Raw genomic sequence first — 17,880 nt, 5'->3', positions numbered from 1 at the left:
CTCCATGTTATTGATGTCACAAGGGGACGGGTAACTCTTTGAAAGTGTTATTAACGCATACATTACACATCACTACAGCGCACGCAGAGCATTCAATATGTAAACAAATACTGGGTGTGTTACACAATTATTAGTGATGAACGCCGTTAATTCAAATTTTGAATGAATGTGTCTTCAGGAAGCACTTGAAAAGAAGGGAATAAAGCGCCTGATGGGAACCTGCTATCAGACGCTTTTCTAAAAATTAACAGCGAGTCGCTGCTTTCATCTCAGCCACAAAACGAGCCAACTGCGCCAACATCTCAGCGGGATTCGAGACATTATTTTCAATGATTTTTACAATCGCGGAGCCTGAAATAGCCCCCGCAGCTCCTGCCGCCAAACTGGTTTTGACTTGCTCTGGTTCTGAAATGCCAAAACCTTGCAGAGCGGGCGCAGCATGATATTCCCGTAATTTATCAATCAAATGATTCAGCGGGAGATGGCCGTGATTCTCAGCCCCAGTCACACCTGCTCGAGAAAGCAGATAGGTATAGCCACGGCCATGAGAAGCAATCTCACGCAGTAAATCGTCATCTGCATTCGGTGGGCAGATAAATATTGGCGCAATACCGTGGCGTAATGCAGAAGCACGGAAAGGCGCTGATTCTTCGAAAGGGACGTCAGCGATCAGCACAGAATCGACGCCCACATCGGCACAACGTTGATAGAAATTATCTATGCCGTTGTGGAAGACTAAATTGGCATACATCAATAGACCAATTGGGATAGTCGGATGTTTCTTGCGAATTTCTGCCAACATCTCAAAACAGATGCTTGGTGTCACGCCAGCAGCAAAGGCACGAAGAGCAGCGTTTTGAATTGTCGGGCCATCGGCTAATGGATCAGAGAACGGGATACCCAATTCCAACGCATCGGCACCTGCTGCAATCAGCGTATCAATAATCTCTAAAGACAACGCTGGTGATGGGTCGCCTAATTGCACGAATGGGACAAAAGCACCTTCATTCTTGGCGGCTAACTGTTTAAACAGTTGTTGATAACGCTCCATTAAATCTCTCCCCGAGCTTTCAAAATATCGTGAACGGTGAAAATATCTTTATCGCCTCGCCCAGACAGATTCACGACCAGAATCTGCTCTTTCTCCGGTGACGCTTTAATCATTTTCAAGGCATGAGCCAGCGCATGAGAGGATTCCAAGGCAGGGATAATCCCTTCTTTACAGGACAGCGCTTTAAAGGCTTCCAGCGCTTCGTTATCGGTCACTGACACATAATCTGCACGGCCGATGCTGTTCAGATAGGCATGTTGTGGCCCAACAGATGGGAAGTCTAGGCCTGCAGAGATGGAGTAAGATTCTTCAATTTGGCCATCACTGGTTTGCATCATTGGCGATTTCATACCGAAGTAGATACCGACTTTACCGTGTTTAAGCGGTGCGCCATGTTGACCTGTTTCGATACCATGTCCTGCCGGCTCAACACCAATCAGCCCCACATTTGCTTCATCGATAAAATCAGCGAACATACCAATGGCGTTTGAGCCGCCGCCAATACAGGCTAATACAGCATCGGGCAGACGGCCTTCTTTCGCGAGGATCTGCGCTTTGGTTTCTTCGCCAATCATACGTTGGAATTCACGCACAATGGTCGGATAAGGGTGCGGGCCTGCGGCGGTTCCTAGCATATAGTGTGCAGTTTCGTAGCTACCAGACCAGTCACGTAATGCTTCATTACAAGCATCTTTCAACGTTGAAGAACCGCTGTGAACAGGGATCACTTCTGCACCCATTAGGCGCATACGGAAGACGTTTGGTGATTGGCGCTCAATGTCTTTCGCCCCCATATAGATGCGGCACTTTAAGCCCAGTAGGGCGCAAGCCAATGCGGATGCTACGCCATGTTGACCAGCACCTGTTTCCGCAATGATCTCAGTTTTACCCATGCGTTTTGCTAATAATGCTTGCCCCAAAACCTGATTGGTTTTATGCGCGCCGCCGTGCAGCAAATCTTCGCGTTTCAGATATAGCTTGGTTTTTGTGCCTTCAGTCAAGTTTTGACACAAAGTCAGTGCCGTCGGGCGACCAGCATAGTTCTTCAGTAAGTCTTGAAACGCGGCCTGAAACTCAGGGTCCATTTGCGCACTGACAAATGCTTCTTCCAGTTGCTTCAATGCTGGCATCAGTATCTGCGGCACATACATGCCACCGAACTCGCCAAAATAAGGATTTAGTGTGGTCATTTTTTGTCCTTTACCGGATTAACCAAGTTCTGTTTTTCGATTTAATTCAATTAATAGTCGCGCAGTGTCTTGAACACGGTGGCAATCAATTGGGGATCTTTGACGCCAGGAGCACTTTCGACGCCGGAATTAAAGTCCAAACCGGCGCAGCCTAACTGTGCAGCACAGCCACTGTTGTCGGCATTTAATCCACCGGCCAGCAGGACGTTGTCCAGCGACTCGCCGGCCAATAATGACCAGTCAAAAGTTTGGCCGGTGCCACCTTTGCCATTGTCCAATACATAACGCTCAACATGTTGTAAGTGACGCGCTGGCAGGGTGTCACTGACACTCAACGCCTTCCAAATTTGGCAACTCGCGGGTAAAACATCACGCAGTTGGTTGATATAGGTTTGATCTTCATGCCCATGTAATTGCACTGCCGCCAGTGACAAGCGCACGGCGATATTTTGAATTGTTTCCGGTTGGGCATCTCGGAAGACCCCAACGTACTTCAGTGGCGCGCCACTGATCACCGCACGGGCTTGGGCGATATCGACATGACGAGGCGAGCTATCAACAAAAATCAACCCACCATACACCGCACCAGCGTGATAGGCAGTAGCAGCGTCTTGCGCTCGGGTCAGGCCACAGACCTTATTTTCACCTAACAAAACACGACGCACGGCGGCATTGAGGTCAGGTTCAGACATCAACGCGCTGCCAATCAGAAAACCGTTAGCGATATGGCCTAATTCGCGGACTTGGCGGTAATGATTAATGCCCGACTCGCTGATAACGGTCACGCCAGCAGGGAGGCGGGGAGCCAGTTCGCGGGTACGATTTAAGTCGATAGACAAATCACGTAAATCACGATTATTGATCCCGACGACTTTCGCACCTAAGGCAATGGCGCGATCCAGTTCTTCGGCGTTACTGGCTTCAGTTAACACGCCCATATTGAGGCTGTGGGCCACGGCTGCAAGCTGTAGATAGCTTTCGTCATCAAGCACAGAAAGCATCAGCAAAATAGCGTCGGCCTGATAAAAACGCGCTAACTGAATCTGGTAAGCATCGATAATAAAGTCTTTACACAAAACAGGCTGAGTGACGACGGCACTGACTTGGGGCAAGAAATCAAAGCTGCCCTGGAAATATTTTTCGTCGGTTAATACTGAAATTGCCGAAGCATAATTCTTATAAACCGCAGCAATCTCAGCAGGATTAAAGTTATCGCGAATGACGCCCTTAGAAGGGGATGCTTTCTTGCATTCCAGAATGAAAACTGTTTTATCACCTTGTAGCGCTTGATAAAAATCGCGTTGACTCAGGGTAATGTCGTTTTGAAAACCGGCCAATGGTTGTTGTAATTTCCGCGCGGCAACCCAGATTTCCTTATCGCGCACTATTTTGTGAAGTACGGTTTCCTGCATGATCTATCCTCTTGCTGCCAGAGCGGTAACACGATCAAAAGCTTGACCGCTATGAATCATTTCTAATGCTTGTTGCGCGTTATGACGCAAATTTTCTTGGCCGTGCAATTTCAGCAATAACGCCACGTTAGCAGCAACGGCTGCGGCATGCGCCGGTTCACCTTTACCTTGTAACAAGCGTGCTAAAATGTCACGGTTTTCTTCCGGTGCGCCACCTTGTAGCGAACCCAGCGAGTAACGGTTCAGACCAAAGTCTTCTGGCGCTAATTCATAGTTTTCGATACTGCCGTTATTCAGCTCGGCGACTTGTGTCGGTGCATGAATGGCCACCTCATCCATACCGCCGCCATGAACCACGGCTGCACGCTGGTAACCCAGAACTTTTAGTGTCTGTGCGATGGGCAAAACTAATTCAGGACTATAAACACCGATCAGCGCCAATGGGGGGCGGGCGGGGTTAATGAGTGGCCCTAATACGTTAAACAGCGTGCGGGTTTTTAACTGTTGGCGCACCGGCATCGCATGACGGAAGCCAGTGTGATACTGCGGTGCAAACAGGAAACACACACCCAATTCATCCAATGCTAAACGTGATTCTTCAGCACTCATATCCAGGCGAATACCAAAAGCGGCCAGCAGGTCTGATGAACCCGAACGGCTGGAAACACTGCGATTGCCGTGTTTAGCCACTTTGACCCCACAACTGGCGGCGACAAATGCGCTGGCAGTGGAGATATTAATGCTGTTGGTGCCATCGCCACCGGTGCCGACAATATCAGCGAATAAATAGTCAGGACGTGGGAACGGCTGCGCATCGGCCAACAGGGCTTGTGCTGCACCCGCTATCTCAGCCGGTGTTTCGCGGCGAACTTTCATGCTGATCAATGCGGCGGCTAATTGGCTCGCTTCTAACTCACCGCGCACGATGGCGGCGAACAACAGTTGGCTTTCTTCTTGGCTCAGTGACTCAGCGCGGAATAATTTTTCTAATAATGTTTGCATCATAAATTCCTTCAATATTCTATTCACCAAGAACGTCACTACGATTTAAGGCCTAAAGGGGATAAGGCCCAAGCCAATGTCTGCTCGAGTAAACGAGCACCCTGAGTGGTTAAAATCGATTCTGGATGGAATTGATAGCCACAAACACGGTGAGCATCATGGCGAACCGCCATGACCATTTCACCAAAGCGGGCGTTAACGGTTAATTCTGCTGGGATATTGCTGCCGACTAAGGAGTGATAGCGCGCCACCGGTAATGGGTTTGGCATACCCGCAAACATACCTTGTCCGTCGTGTTCAATGGCGGAGGCTTTGCCATGTAATATCTCGCCAGCATGACCGACATGGCCACCATAGGCTTCAACAATGGCTTGATGACCAAGACAAATGCCGATAATCGGTAATTGTCCGCGCAGGCGCTGCAATAATTCAGGCATGCAACCGGCCTGAGCAGGCGTCCCTGGGCCAGGTGACAGCATCAGCACGGGCTGTTCCATTTGTTGTAAGCGCTCAATAATGGTTTTAGCCGCAATTTGGTTGCGATAAATCACGACGCGATGGCCGCTAGCACGCAGTTGATCCACCAAGTTGTAAGTAAATGAATCGATATTATCGATCAGTAAGATATCGGCCATTAGAAAATCTCCTTGGCATGGTGTGCTGTCGCAATCGCCCGTAACACGGCACGTGCTTTGTTGCGAGTTTCGTCGGCCTCTGCCTGCGGTATTGAGTCAAGAACCACGCCTGCACCGGCTTGAACCGTGGCGATACCGTCTTCAACATAAGCAGAGCGAATCACAATGCAGGTATCCAAATCACCCTGTGCGGTAAAATAGCCTACCGCGCCACCGTAACTGCCACGACGGGAACCTTCACGTTCAGCAATCAATTGCATCGCACGGACTTTTGGCGCACCGCTCAAGGTGCCCATATTCATGCAAGCCTGATAGGCATGCAGCACATCTAAGTCATGACGTAGTGTGCCGACAACGCGAGATACCAAATGCATCACAAAGGAGTAGCGGTCAACTTTGGTCAAATCGGCCACATAGCGGCTACCCGGTTCACAAATGCGGGCCAAGTCGTTGCGGGCCAAATCCACTAACATCAAATGTTCGGCCAGTTCTTTATGGTCAGTGCGCATTTCCAGCTCAATGCGGCTATCTAAATCGCGGTCTAGTTCACCGTTGGCACGACGTCCACGTGGGCGAGTTCCGGCAATAGGGTAAATCTCAATCTGGCGATTAGTTGCATCGTACTTCAGTGCGCTTTCAGGTGACGCGCCAAATAAAGAGAATTCATTGTCTTGCATAAAGAACATATACGGGCTGGGATTATGATCTTTCAGGGTTTGGTAAGCGGCCAGTGGTGATGGACAAGGCAGAGAGAAGCGGCGAGAAGGAACCACTTGGAAAATCTCACCTTCGCGAATGGCTTGCTGCAATTCACTGACTACCGCACCATATTCTTCATCTGACTGGTTACACTGTAACTTCATTTCCGGCACTGATGTAGCGGGGATCGGTTGGGCAGCCTGCTGTAGCTGGTGGCTAAGTTGTTCTAATCGGGCGCTTAAACGCTGGTGTTCGCTGGTATCTGGCGTGAACAGGCTTGACTGTAACTGTGTTGAGCGATGTTGATGGTCCAAAACGAGTAACGTTTCTGCAAGATAGAAACAGAAATCAGGGCAACGCTGGTCATGGCGTAACGGGGGTAAATTTTCAAATCCAGCGACCAAATCGTAAGCGAATAAACCACCGATAAACATCGCTTCTCTCTCTGTCGCAGGCGTATTTACCAACTGCAACAACAGGCGCAAGGCATCAAATACAGATAATGACTGTAAACGTGAGTCTTCGTCCTGAACTTCATTCACGACGGGGAAAGTGAGTTCACGGCCATTCGGGCGCACCTGAATCTCAACTTGCGGTGGCAGTGCAGCATCCAACAGAGGCAATAGCGATGCGCCATTGCGTGTCAGCGCTTCAATAGTGACTGTTTGCGCCAAAGCAGTAATTCGCAGTGCGCTGTCAATAATGAGCAGGCTTTTCAGATTTTGTTTGCTCGTGACCTCAGCGGATTCAAGCAGCAAAGTTGCTGGACGAGCGCCACACAATTGGTGGAATAACGCGGTAGGGTCATCGCGGTAACACGCCGTGGTCGTTAATAACTGTAAGGTAGGGCGCGAAGTCTGCATCATTTATTTATCTCGAAAAAGTGATTCTGAAAAAGCGGCTATGCCAATATTTATCCATAAAAAAACCCGCTATTAGCGGGCTGAAGCAATCTGCACTGTCTGATGACTGGTATGCGTGATTACACCGCCCGTGAGAGGGATATGTGCCACCAACGCAGTAAAGAAATCAGGGTCGTTTTCATCATCAGTCCTATCATTGCTTTTTCAAGGGGTGGGTGTGCTACCCAATATTCGTGACATCACGTTCATGCCTTGCGAACTTGCGTACTAGTAAACTAGTTCGAGGGGGGAATGTCAACACCTCAATGATTGTTTTTTAACATACTTTGCGTAGGGTGCTTATCCAAGTTGAGCAGCATGACAACTCAAGATTGATTAACCAAACAGGCTTATTAGCGAGTATGATAGGCAGCCACGCTTTCTCCGGATTTTTGTTTTGGTTAATAAGACCCTTTTGATAAATAAACCTGCATTAACAGATAACGCCACCTTGCCTGATACGGTATCAACGGCTTTCACACTCTATGATCTGCACAGCCATACTACTGCGTCAGACGGCTCACTCACGCCTGCGGCACTGGTGTTAAGAGCGGCGCAGATGCGTGTTGGTGTCTTGGCGATCACCGATCATGACACCACTGCGGGGTTGGCAGAAGCCGCCGCCACCATAGAGCAGGAAAAATTAGTATTACGGCTTATCTCTGGCGTAGAAATTTCCACTCTGTGGGAAAACCACGAGATCCATATTGTGGGACTGGGCATTGATGAGCATCACCCTAGCATGTGCAAGTTATTGCGCGAACAGTCTGATCACCGCTATGTACGTGCGCAGGAGATCAGTGCTCGCTTAGCAAAATCGCGTATTCCTGATGCTTGGGAAGGTGCTAATCGATTGGCGCAGGGGGGGCAGGTTACCCGTGGGCATTTTGCTCGTTATTTGGTGGAATTGGGACTGGCGAGCAATGTCGGGCAGGTTTTTAAAAAGTATTTGGCCAAAGGCAAGACCGGTTATGTCCCTGCACAATGGTGTACAATAGAACAAGCTATTGATGCTATTACGCAATCTGGTGGTCAAGCTGTGTTGGCGCACCCAGGTCGTTATGACTTAACGGCAAAATGGTTGAAACGTTTGTTAGCGCATTTTTCAGCACAGGGTGGTCACGCGATGGAAGTTGCCCAATGCCAGCAAGCGCCTCATGAAAGAGCGCAGCTCGCGCAGTATGCACGCGACTATAATTTACTTGCATCCCAAGGGTCTGATTTCCATCAACCTTGCTCTTGGATTGAGTTGGGCCGCAAATTGTGGCTGCCCGCAGGGGTGGAACCGGTGTGGCGTGATTGGCCTACAGAGCCAGCCAATACCGATCGTACGTTGAATGATGAGGTAGAGTCATGAGTCAGTTTTTTTATATTCACCCAGAAAACCCGCAACCACGGTTGATCAACCAAAGTGTTGATGTCTTGCGTAAAGGCGGCGTGGTCGTTTACCCGACAGATTCTGGTTATGCCCTTGGCTGCCGGTTAGAAGATAAAACGGCAATGGAACGCATATGTCGTATTCGTCAGTTAGATGGTAATCATAATTTCACATTGATGTGCCGCGATCTTTCCGAGTTATCCACCTATGCGTATGTCGATAACTCCGCATTTCGTTTGATCAAAAATAACACCCCAGGCAACTACACCTTTATTTTAAAGGCAACCAAAGAAGTGCCTCGGCGCTTGATGAATGATAAACGTAAAACCATTGGGTTACGTGTACCATCCAACCCAATAGCACTGGCTTTGCTGGATGTGTTGGGTGAGCCATTAATGTCGACAACATTGATGTTGCCAGGTAATGATTTTGCAGAGTCTGATCCGGATGAAATCAAAGACAATTTGGGCAAACAGGTAGATTTAATCATTCATGGGGGGTCATTAGGTCAACAACCTACCACCGTGATTGACCTGACTGATTCATCCCCAGAAGTTATCCGTGAAGGCGCAGGGGACGCTACTCCCTTCCGCTAAGTGTCGTTAGTCATACTGCTACATAGACATATTGCTATATAAACATATTGTTGGATAAGGCATCGTCGTTGAACACGGTGGTCATACGCAGAGAGTGATTCTCTCGCTGCCTTATCCAACTGTTACCCGTTCGGGCTTTCCTTTCTGTGCTTAAAACGCGCTCATTTCAATTGAGTAGATTGTGCATACCTATTATTTGTCTAAAAAGGGTCTCATCTAAAAAGCATCCATCCTACAAAATCCCCTGAGTCTCTTAGCAAATCTTATGCTTAGTCAATCATAAATAGTGCATGTCTATGACGATAAAAAATCAATCAGATGGGATAAGCATATTATTATCATTTCATTTCAACTCGGAAAATGAGTTAGTGCGATGAATAGAAAATAAAATGGCAGTCCGTAACCAACTAAAATTAAAGCAGTAATAAAATCGTTTTATATTAATTGTTTTTTAAATATGAATAAAAAGTTAGACTAATTTTCTAGTGAGAATTATCTTCGTGTTTAATTTATTATTCAACTGCATCTCTAGAATGTATTTTTAAGACAAATCCAATAAGATTTTAATTGTGAGTGTCGCTGATTAGATTTCAATTTAATTAGACGATCTTTTATTCTAGGAATCATTCCAATGAAAGGTGTAAAATCCTGTTAAAATTAGATTATTCATTTGTTATGAAGTTATGTGCTGTTTTAATGTAAATTATGAATTAAAAATCCAATAATTGTTTTTTTTATGTATACTTGCCGCGTTTAATGGTCAATAAACTCATAACACGTAAATGCTGCAATATTTTGATGTTTACATTTCTTTTCATTTGAAAAAAATTGATTGGTAGTGATTGCTTTTAATAAACATTTTCCATGGTGGGAATAAAGAATTTTCTTATGCTCCGGTGTATTTTGTTAGGATTTTTCTTGTATTATTTTATAATTTAACTTTATGATTTTGTTGTATAAATTTATTTATCTTCGTTTTGGGTGGGATGTTTCCTACAAATTAAGTCGCTTGCTCCTATATATTTAACTAACAGCTAAAGTTTATTATCGATATAGGTAAGAAGCTATAGATATTAAAATACCCCTTAACGGAAGCTAACTGTCTTAATTACATGCTAATTAAGTGAATGTGTTGCCCGTTATATGTAACCCACAAATATAGAGAGAAAATCGAGAGTTCTATGAATCGAGTATTTAAAGTCATTTGGAATAGTGCATTAGGCCGCTACGATGTTGCATCGGAGTTTTCCAAGTCGAGCAAAAAAAACAAATCATTCAGCACCGGAACTGTCGATACCTCTATAGGGTTAGCAAATCATTCCCGGTTGAGTCAAATAGCATTGATGGTGATAGGTACTTTATCTGTCGGCACTGTTTTTGCCGCTGATATAAGTGTGCCGGTCTTTTCACCTGAAGTGGATTTTGAGCAATCTATCTCTGGTACAGGTAATACACTATCTGGCAGTTTTAGTAACATTGCTCGCGGTGATGCGGGCTATAAAAACAGTAAGCTAGGTGATATTCCTGCAGCGAATTTCCTTAACGGCGCAGAGAACCTACTTGGTAAAAATATTTTCAACTTGGGTGACATGGTCACTGAGACTTTCCTTGATCCGAAGGGTACTGGCGCATTAATTACGATTAATGTGTATAGCAGTACTGCGATGTCCATTAAGCCGCTGGCTGATTTTACGGTGCCTGTGTCATATGCGGTCGGTGAGAATGGTCAGTATGTGAATCGTAACTTATTCCATGTGCAAGATAGCAGTGACTTGACAGTCAATGTGGGCAGTACGGCTGCAGGTTGGGTGAATGATAGTACGAACTACTTTAGTGCTATTTTGAAAGGTGGTTTGAAAGGTAGTGCAGAAGCCACCACCTCGTCAGGATTCTATGTCGATTCCAATAATGCATCATCACAGAATACGGTCATCAATTATAATGCCAAAACTGTGGTTAACCTCGGTAACAACAGTAATAACATCCGTGATAGCGGAACCTCCGTCGCCAATGCGGTACTTGATGACTTTGTCGGTGCATTCACCAGCACCTATTTAGGTGCGCAAAATGTTCAAAATTTTGCGGATTTCCAGAAATACAATAACGATTTGATCGCTGGGATCAAAAGTGGTGCGATTGTTCTGGACAGCAAAGGCTATCAGGCTGAACTGGCGCGGGCCTATTTTACGAACGGCTCCAATACGTCACCTAAAGTGACCCCGATCTATCTTGATATGGGCATTGATGCCAATGATGCTGTAAATCACTTAGTCGATTCTAGCCGCGTTGCCTTTATACATGGTGATGGTCAGCATGCCATCGTGAATATAGGAACTGATGCCAATATTCAGGCTTTCAATACTGATATTACTGTGGTGCGCTTAAACGACGGCGCGACATTAAATAATGCGGGGATTTTAGGCTCAGCCGCCGGCACTGTTCGTGGGACCAATATTGTTTTCGCTACCGACAGTACGGTCATTAATGACGCCTCTGGGGTTCTGGATGCAGGGACTAACCCGGACATGCTGGATTTCAAATCCACACCGACTGCCACGTTACCGCTGAATGTGGCTAGCGGCAGTCATACGGCGATTTTGGCTAATGGCGCCTCTTCCGTGACGAACAATGGTGTGATCAATACGGCGTCGCGCGGGACCAGTGTTTATACCCGCGCAGCGATCATTGATGGTACTTCGACGTTCGTGAATAACGGCGCTATCAACATTGCTGCAACCGTTGATTTATCGCCAGCCACAGGGTATTTGAATGAAGGCGTGAGTGTTCAAAAAGGCTCTACTTTTGAAAATAATGGCTCTGTTTATATTGGCCGCCAAGCTCAGCGTTCATTAACCGATGTTGTTGCCGACCTAGCAATAAAGACAGAGTCTTACGCGGTTAAATTAGTTCAAGATACGGTCAATCTGAGCAATATCGCCACTTTTATCAATAATATTGGCGGTAAAATCGTTATTGGCAGCAAGACTGAGAACTCCACTGCGATTATCGCTCAGGGTGCCAGAACAGCCGTCAACCAGAACGGGACTATTGAGCTAAATGGTGCGGGTGCAGTCACTGGGGAAAAAGCGGCGCAAAATGTGGGTATTTCCTCCAGTTTGAATGCGACCAATGTTGTCAATAATGGCGATATCATTATCAATGGTATTAATACCGTTGGGATGAAAGTGCTGACTAACAGTGCCGCGACCAATGCCGGTCACATCTATGTTAATAAAGGGCTGGATGCAGCGACCAATTTGGCCAACTACGGTATTCAGGCGGTGGGTACAGGTGCGGTGGCCAACCTTTCCGGTCAAGTGAGTCTGGTTGGTGACGGGGCTATCGGCGTGGTTGCCGAAGATAAGGGCACGATTAACGTCACTGGTGCGGGTCAGGTTGAGTTTACCTCCGGTACCAAACAAGTGGGTTACCTGATTTACGGTACGGGCTCTAGCATCAATAACATTGCGACCGGCGATGAAACCGTTTCGACGGAAGGCTCTACTTTATATCGTGTTGATAAGGGTGCCTCTTTTGCCGGTACCACGGCTTCAACCATGAATGCGACGGGTAAAGACTCCTCCCTTATTCAAGTCACCGGTGCAGGCAGTAGCTTTAGCTCTGGCGCGTTAGATATGGTGCTTTCAGGTGAAGGTTCCACGGGCGTTAAAGTAGAAGGTGGTGCTACGGGTACCATCACCGCAGATGCCAGTTTGGAATTGAGCGGTAACGGCGCCACTGCCGGTATCGTTGATGGTAATTATTACGGTCTTGATGGTATTGCGACTGGCGTGACCGGTAAATCGGTGCTGATCAGTTCTGCCATTTTAAGCACAGGTAATACGGCGTCAGGTGCTTACGGCTATATCGCTCGTAATGGCGGTGAGCTGATCCACAAAGGGACTATCGATTTTACGCAAGCGGGCAGTACAGGTGTACTGGTCGATGGCGGTATTCTGACTAACGAAAATCTGATCTCTGTTAACGGGACTGCGGTAAACATTCAGGGCGCTAACTCAACAGTCAATAACACTGGTATTGTTAATGCCACCGACGGCACTGCGGCCTTCCTATTAGGTTCCGGCGCAAGTTTGACCCTGTCCGGCAGTGGTGAAACTCAAGCGGGCGGCACTGCACATGGCGTACTGCTGGATACCGGTGCAACAGCACTGACTGTTGACGGTGCCACCATCACTATGATGGCAGGCGGTAGCGGTAATGCGATTGAAAACAAAGCGGAAATTACTGGGATTCAGCTCAACGATACCACATTGACAGTCGGAAACGGTGCTGGCGTTCGTACTGGCGCTTCAATGGCGGCGACTAACTCAGGCACGATTAATGTCAATGGCAGTGGCACAGGTATTCTGTTTGCCAATACGGGCGATACGATAACCAATAATACGTTGGATATGTCTGATTCTTCGGAACTGGTGATTAATGTTAATTCTGCCGCTGGTAAAGGGATTGTCACCCATTCGAGTCAGGATCTGAAAACCGGCGCTAGCGTTAATGTGAATGATGCCGCAGGCGGTGCAGCACTGATTGTGAATGGAACGACTGCGCAAGTCGAACAATCCGGTCGCTTGATCTCTAAGTCACTGAATAACCCAGTTGTCGATATTGATAATGGCAATGTTACCAGCTTCATCAATAGCGGCACCATTGAAGCTAACAGCGCAGATCAACAAGCTGTTATCACCACAACGGGCACTGGTGTGGCATTTACTAATGCCACCGGCGGTACAATCGTTGGACATGTAGACCTGTTGGCGGGTAATAACACTGTTACCCTGATGCAAGGCAGTAAAGGTACTGACTTCACCACCGGCAGCGGTGACGACTTGTTTATTTTGAAAGATTTGCTTGCCACCGATACTGGTGTCTTCAGTTCACTGAATGGCGGAACCGGCACTGATACGCTGACATTTGATCATTCGGTATATACCTTGAGTGATGTTGATGCTGTCCAGAATATGGATTACGTCAATTTGATTAATGACTCGACACTGACATTAGACAACATGCTATTGGCGCTGGGCAATGCGCAGGATGACAACGCCAACACGGGCTTTAATCTCGGTGACGGTAGCCTATTGCAGATCAAAAATCTGAATGCTGTGAACTTTAACAGTAAGTTAAATGGTCTCGGGACAGTGGGTGTAGATACAGCCGGTAACGCGTTTAACTTTACCGCCAATGCAGCACAAAATGCTTTTAACGGTGTACTGGCATTGGGCCATGCCACTTTTGAGCTCGCGGCTGAAAACACCACGGCGCTGATCAATGCGACGTTGAAGTTGGGCGCGGACAGCATCACGACAGTGGCTGATGGCGTTCAAACGATCGCTGGGCTTACCTTCGACGGCGGTACCGTGAAATTTAACACCGGTACACCTGGTGAGACGGTGGCGAAAAGTACTATCCATACCACTAAAGAGATGAATCTGCTTGGTACGGGTACGGTGGAAGTGAATATTGAGAGTGTTGATAACAGCCAGACACCGGTCAATCCTACACTGCCAATCATGGAACAGGATGATGCTAACACCTTGTTGCAATTGGCGACTAGCGATGTGACGGTGCAGGGCAATGGCAGCAATTTGGTACTCAAAGACCAGCATGGCAATGTGATCACTGATGCCACTACCGCTGATATCGCGCAGAATGGCAACACCGTTGCTAAAGGGACATACGATTACCGCCTGACGAGTAGTTTGAGCAACGATGGTCTGTACGTCAGCTATGGTCTGACAGAGATTGAATTGCTGGGTAGCAATGCAGATGCCTTATCGTTGTATGCCACCAACAAAACCGGTCCAGCAGCGGACATGAGTGCCAAAATTACTGGTAGCGGCGACTTGGCCATTGATACCGGTACAGGAAATACTGTCACGCTGTCTAATTTGGACAATAACTACACCGGCATGACCGATGTGCGCAGTGGCAGCTTACAGATGCTGAACGATAACGTGTTAGGGAATACCTCACTGTTATCACTGGCTGCTGATACTGCCTTTGATATGAATGGTCACAGCCAGATCGTGGGTGAATTGAGTGGCACGGCGGGTTCATCACTCAATCTTAATGGCGGCAACCTGACGTTAACTCAGGGCGGTGTGTCTGATGGGGAACTCACGGGCAGTGGCGAATTAACCATTGCCAGTGACATATTGACGGTAAACGGCGCGAATAATACGTTGACCGCAACGACTAACATTGCCAGCGGCGCACAAGCCTTGCTGAACAATGCAGTGGGTCTGGGCAGTGGCAACATTGTCAACGCCGGTCTATTGACACTGAAAAGTGCGGCAGGTCAGTTGGCTAACGCCATCAGTGATGCCGGTAGTGTGGTGCTGGAAGACAGCAGTGACATCACATTAACGGGTAATAACAGTCTGTTTAGCGGCCTGTTTGATATCACGAACGGCAGCCAGTTAACCGCTTCTCAAGCAGAACATTTAGGGACGGCTGCGGTCACTAACGACGGTTCATTGGTGCTCAATAGTGCGAGTGATTGGTTGTTGGCAAACAGCATTACTGGCAGTGGTAGCCTGACTAAAAACGGCAACGGTACCCTGTCATTGACCCAAGCCGCGGCCTATACCGGGCAGACGGATATCAATGCGGGTGGTCTGATCTTAGGCAGCAGTGCTGACCCAATGACGCTGGCCAGCCAGCAAGTCAATATCGCTGGTGGTGCCTTTATGGGCGGCTTCGGTGGGGTGGCTGGTGCTATTGATAACAAGGGCGTGTTGTTTGTTGGTAACCCAACGGCATCTACCTCGCCGATTATGGGCCGTCTGGCTCCGGCCAGTAACATCTTTACTGTGGGTACTGACTTAACCAACAGCGGCACAGTCTTTATCGGCAACAAAACCAGTGATGGTACAGGCACCACGGGTAATCAATTGGTGGTGAACGGTAACTATATTGGTAACAACGGTCTACTGCATTTTAACACGGCGTTGGGTGATGATATTTCTGCGACCGACAGCATGATTGTGAACGGTAATACCAGTGGCACGACCAACGTCAGTGTTGATAATGCGGGTGGTACGGGCGCTAAGACCTTAAACGGTATTGAGCTCATTCAGGTGAATGGTCAATCCGACGGTGAGTTTGTGCAAAATGGCCGTATCGTAGCGGGTGCATATGATTATTCACTCGCACGTGGAGTAGGTTCAAATGCCAGTAACTGGTATTTGACCAGCCTGAGCAATGTGCCAATTGACCCAGAGAACCCGGTTGATCCAGAAAATCCGGTGGGCCCAGGCGAAGAAACTAAACGTCCAGAAGCGGGTAGCTACACGGCTAACTTAGCCTCGGCTAACAATATGTTTGTGACCCGTTTGCACGATCGCTTAGGTGAAACGCAGTACATCGACGTACTGACAGGCGAGCAGAAAGTGACCAGCATGTGGTTGCGTAACGAAGGCGGTCATAACCGTTCTCGTGATACCAGTGGTCAGTTGAAAACCCAAAGTAACCGCTATGTGATGCAACTGGGTGGCGACATTGCCCAGTGGAGCAACGATGGCTTGGACCGCTTACATCTGGGTGTGATGGCTGGCTACGGTAATAGCAAGAGCAACACCAATGCGAAGTCTGGCTATAAGTCTAGCGGTTCGGTCGATGGTTACAGCACGGGTGTTTACAGCACGTGGTATGCCAATGACGAAGATAAGTCTGGCTTGTATGTCGACGGTTGGGCGCAGTATAGCTGGTTTAACAATAGCGTGCAGGGTGAAGGTCTCGCGACGGAAGAGTATAAATCGAAAGGGTTTACAGCCTCGGTAGAAAGTGGTTATACCTTCAAGGTTGGTGAAAATAAATCGAAGAATGAGACTTATTTTATCCAGCCGAAAGCCCAAATCACTTGGATGGGTGTGAAAGCTGACGAGCACCGTGAAGCAAATGGGACTCAAGTTAGCGGACAAGGCGATGGCAATATCCAAACTCGTCTGGGGTTGCGTTCATATATGAAAGGCCACCACGAAAGTGATAACGGTAAAGATCGTGAGTTCCAACCGTTTGTAGAAGCCAACTGGATCCACAATACCAAAGATTTTGGCACCAATATGAACTCGATTGAAGTTAAGCAGGCGGGTGCTAAAAATATCGGCGAACTGAAAGTGGGCGTTGAAGGGCAATTGAATAAGCAACTGAATGTCTGGGGTAACGTAGGGCAACAACTCGGTGATAAAGGTTACAGTGATACCCAAGTTATGTTAGGTGTTAAATACAACTTCTAATCTCCGTAATATCATAAAAGACGGTACTTCGGTGCCGTCTTTATATGGACTCAATATATATTGTTTATCGTTAATAAACTCGATTAAAGGGTGATGTGACACATGAGAGTCATGGTGGTTAGTTATTGCAATTTAACGCTATTATCATTCGATATAATCATCAGAGAAATTAATATGGTCCATAATGAGGCCATGGGTGTGAATGTTGAACAATACTATTCCATTGACGATGAGAGAATATACAGTGAATCAAACGAGCGTAGTGTTGTTATTCTCGACGTTGACGATATTAATCCTTCCAAGGTATTTAATACCATTAGTCAAATAAGAGCGTCAAACCCACTATCTTTCGTTATGGTTTTTTGCAGAAAGCATGCTGGCACTGAGGATTTCACCTATCTCTCCATTCTATCTGATGGAATACTGTGTAAAACATCATCAGTAAAAAACATTAAGCTAATGATAACCAAGGCATTAAGATCACGAAAAACGCCAAAAAACTTTAATCGACTTGATTTGAAAAATAAAATCAAATCGCAACTCACTGAAAGAGAGAATGAGGTTTTTGAATGTATATTAATTGGGTTAAGAAATCCTGACATATCAGTACGATTAAATATGAAAAGTAAAACAGCCAGTGCCCATCGGCGAAATATTTATAATAAACTAGGTGTAAAAACAGTTAATGAAATACTCAGGACACTACTAACATCGCAATAGGTTAATGGCTGGTTCCTTATTTATATTAAACTAATTGCTA

8 protein-coding genes, 1 pseudogene and 1 other annotated feature are annotated in these 17,880 nt (G+C 46.9%); of the genes and pseudogenes, 4 read left to right on the top strand and 5 right to left on the bottom strand.

The features are described from left to right. Positions 1–244 precede the first annotated feature (244 nt). From trpA to BN68_RS05200, 5 genes and pseudogenes are all read right to left on the bottom strand, one after another. Positions 245–1,051, bottom strand: a complete 807-nt coding sequence (gene trpA, locus BN68_RS05225; protein ID WP_019210109.1) for a tryptophan synthase subunit alpha — start codon at positions 1,049–1,051, stop codon at positions 245–247. Next, a complete protein-coding gene (gene trpB, locus BN68_RS05220) occupies positions 1,051–2,241 on the bottom strand; it encodes a tryptophan synthase subunit beta (RefSeq protein WP_019210108.1) in 1,191 nt (396 codons plus the stop codon). Before trpB ends, trpA begins: the two co-directional genes overlap by 1 nt. A 50-nt stretch (positions 2,242–2,291) precedes the next feature. After that, complete coding sequence (trpCF, locus tag BN68_RS05215; protein ID WP_019210107.1) at positions 2,292–3,653, bottom strand: bifunctional indole-3-glycerol-phosphate synthase TrpC/phosphoribosylanthranilate isomerase TrpF; 1,362 nt, start codon at positions 3,651–3,653, stop codon at positions 2,292–2,294. Positions 3,654–3,656: 3 nt separating this feature from the next. Then, positions 3,657–5,290 (bottom strand): annotated as a pseudogene (gene trpD / locus BN68_RS24265) (bifunctional anthranilate synthase glutamate amidotransferase component TrpG/anthranilate phosphoribosyltransferase TrpD). Beyond that, positions 5,290–6,852 (bottom strand): anthranilate synthase component 1, encoded by a 1,563-nt coding sequence (locus tag BN68_RS05200; protein WP_042806528.1) that lies wholly within the window; start codon positions 6,850–6,852, stop codon positions 5,290–5,292. The pseudogene trpD and the gene BN68_RS05200 overlap by 1 nt, the downstream one beginning before the upstream one ends. A gap of 56 nt (positions 6,853–6,908) precedes the next feature. After that, positions 6,909–7,010, bottom strand: a sequence feature (Trp leader region). Positions 7,011–7,288: 278 nt separating this feature from the next. Between BN68_RS05200 and rnm the strand changes: the two genes are divergently transcribed. The 4 genes from rnm to BN68_RS05180 all read left to right on the top strand — a co-directional run bounded on the left by rnm (position 7,289) and on the right by BN68_RS05180 (position 17,840). Further along, entirely contained in the window at positions 7,289–8,248 is a 960-nt protein-coding gene (gene rnm, locus BN68_RS05195) for an RNase RNM (protein WP_019210103.1), read from the top strand. Continuing rightward, positions 8,245–8,865 carry an L-threonylcarbamoyladenylate synthase gene (locus tag BN68_RS05190; RefSeq protein WP_019210102.1) on the top strand — a complete coding sequence of 207 codons (621 nt, stop codon included), beginning with the start codon at positions 8,245–8,247 and terminating at the stop codon, positions 8,863–8,865. The genes rnm and BN68_RS05190 overlap by 4 nt, the downstream gene beginning before the upstream one ends. A gap of 1,181 nt (positions 8,866–10,046) precedes the next feature. Next, positions 10,047–17,120, top strand: a complete 7,074-nt coding sequence (locus tag BN68_RS05185; RefSeq protein WP_019210101.1) for an autotransporter outer membrane beta-barrel domain-containing protein — start codon at positions 10,047–10,049, stop codon at positions 17,118–17,120. Between the two features lie 174 nt (positions 17,121–17,294). Next, complete coding sequence (locus BN68_RS05180) at positions 17,295–17,840, top strand: helix-turn-helix domain-containing protein (RefSeq protein ID WP_226720399.1); 546 nt, start codon at positions 17,295–17,297, stop codon at positions 17,838–17,840. The last annotated feature ends 40 nt before the right edge of the window (positions 17,841–17,880 follow it).

This window comes from Yersinia massiliensis CCUG 53443 (assembly GCF_000312485.1).
Classification (GTDB): domain Bacteria; phylum Pseudomonadota; class Gammaproteobacteria; order Enterobacterales; family Enterobacteriaceae; genus Yersinia; species Yersinia massiliensis.
Note: the sequence above shows the minus strand (reverse complement) of the source record. Positions and strands in the feature narration are given on the sequence as shown.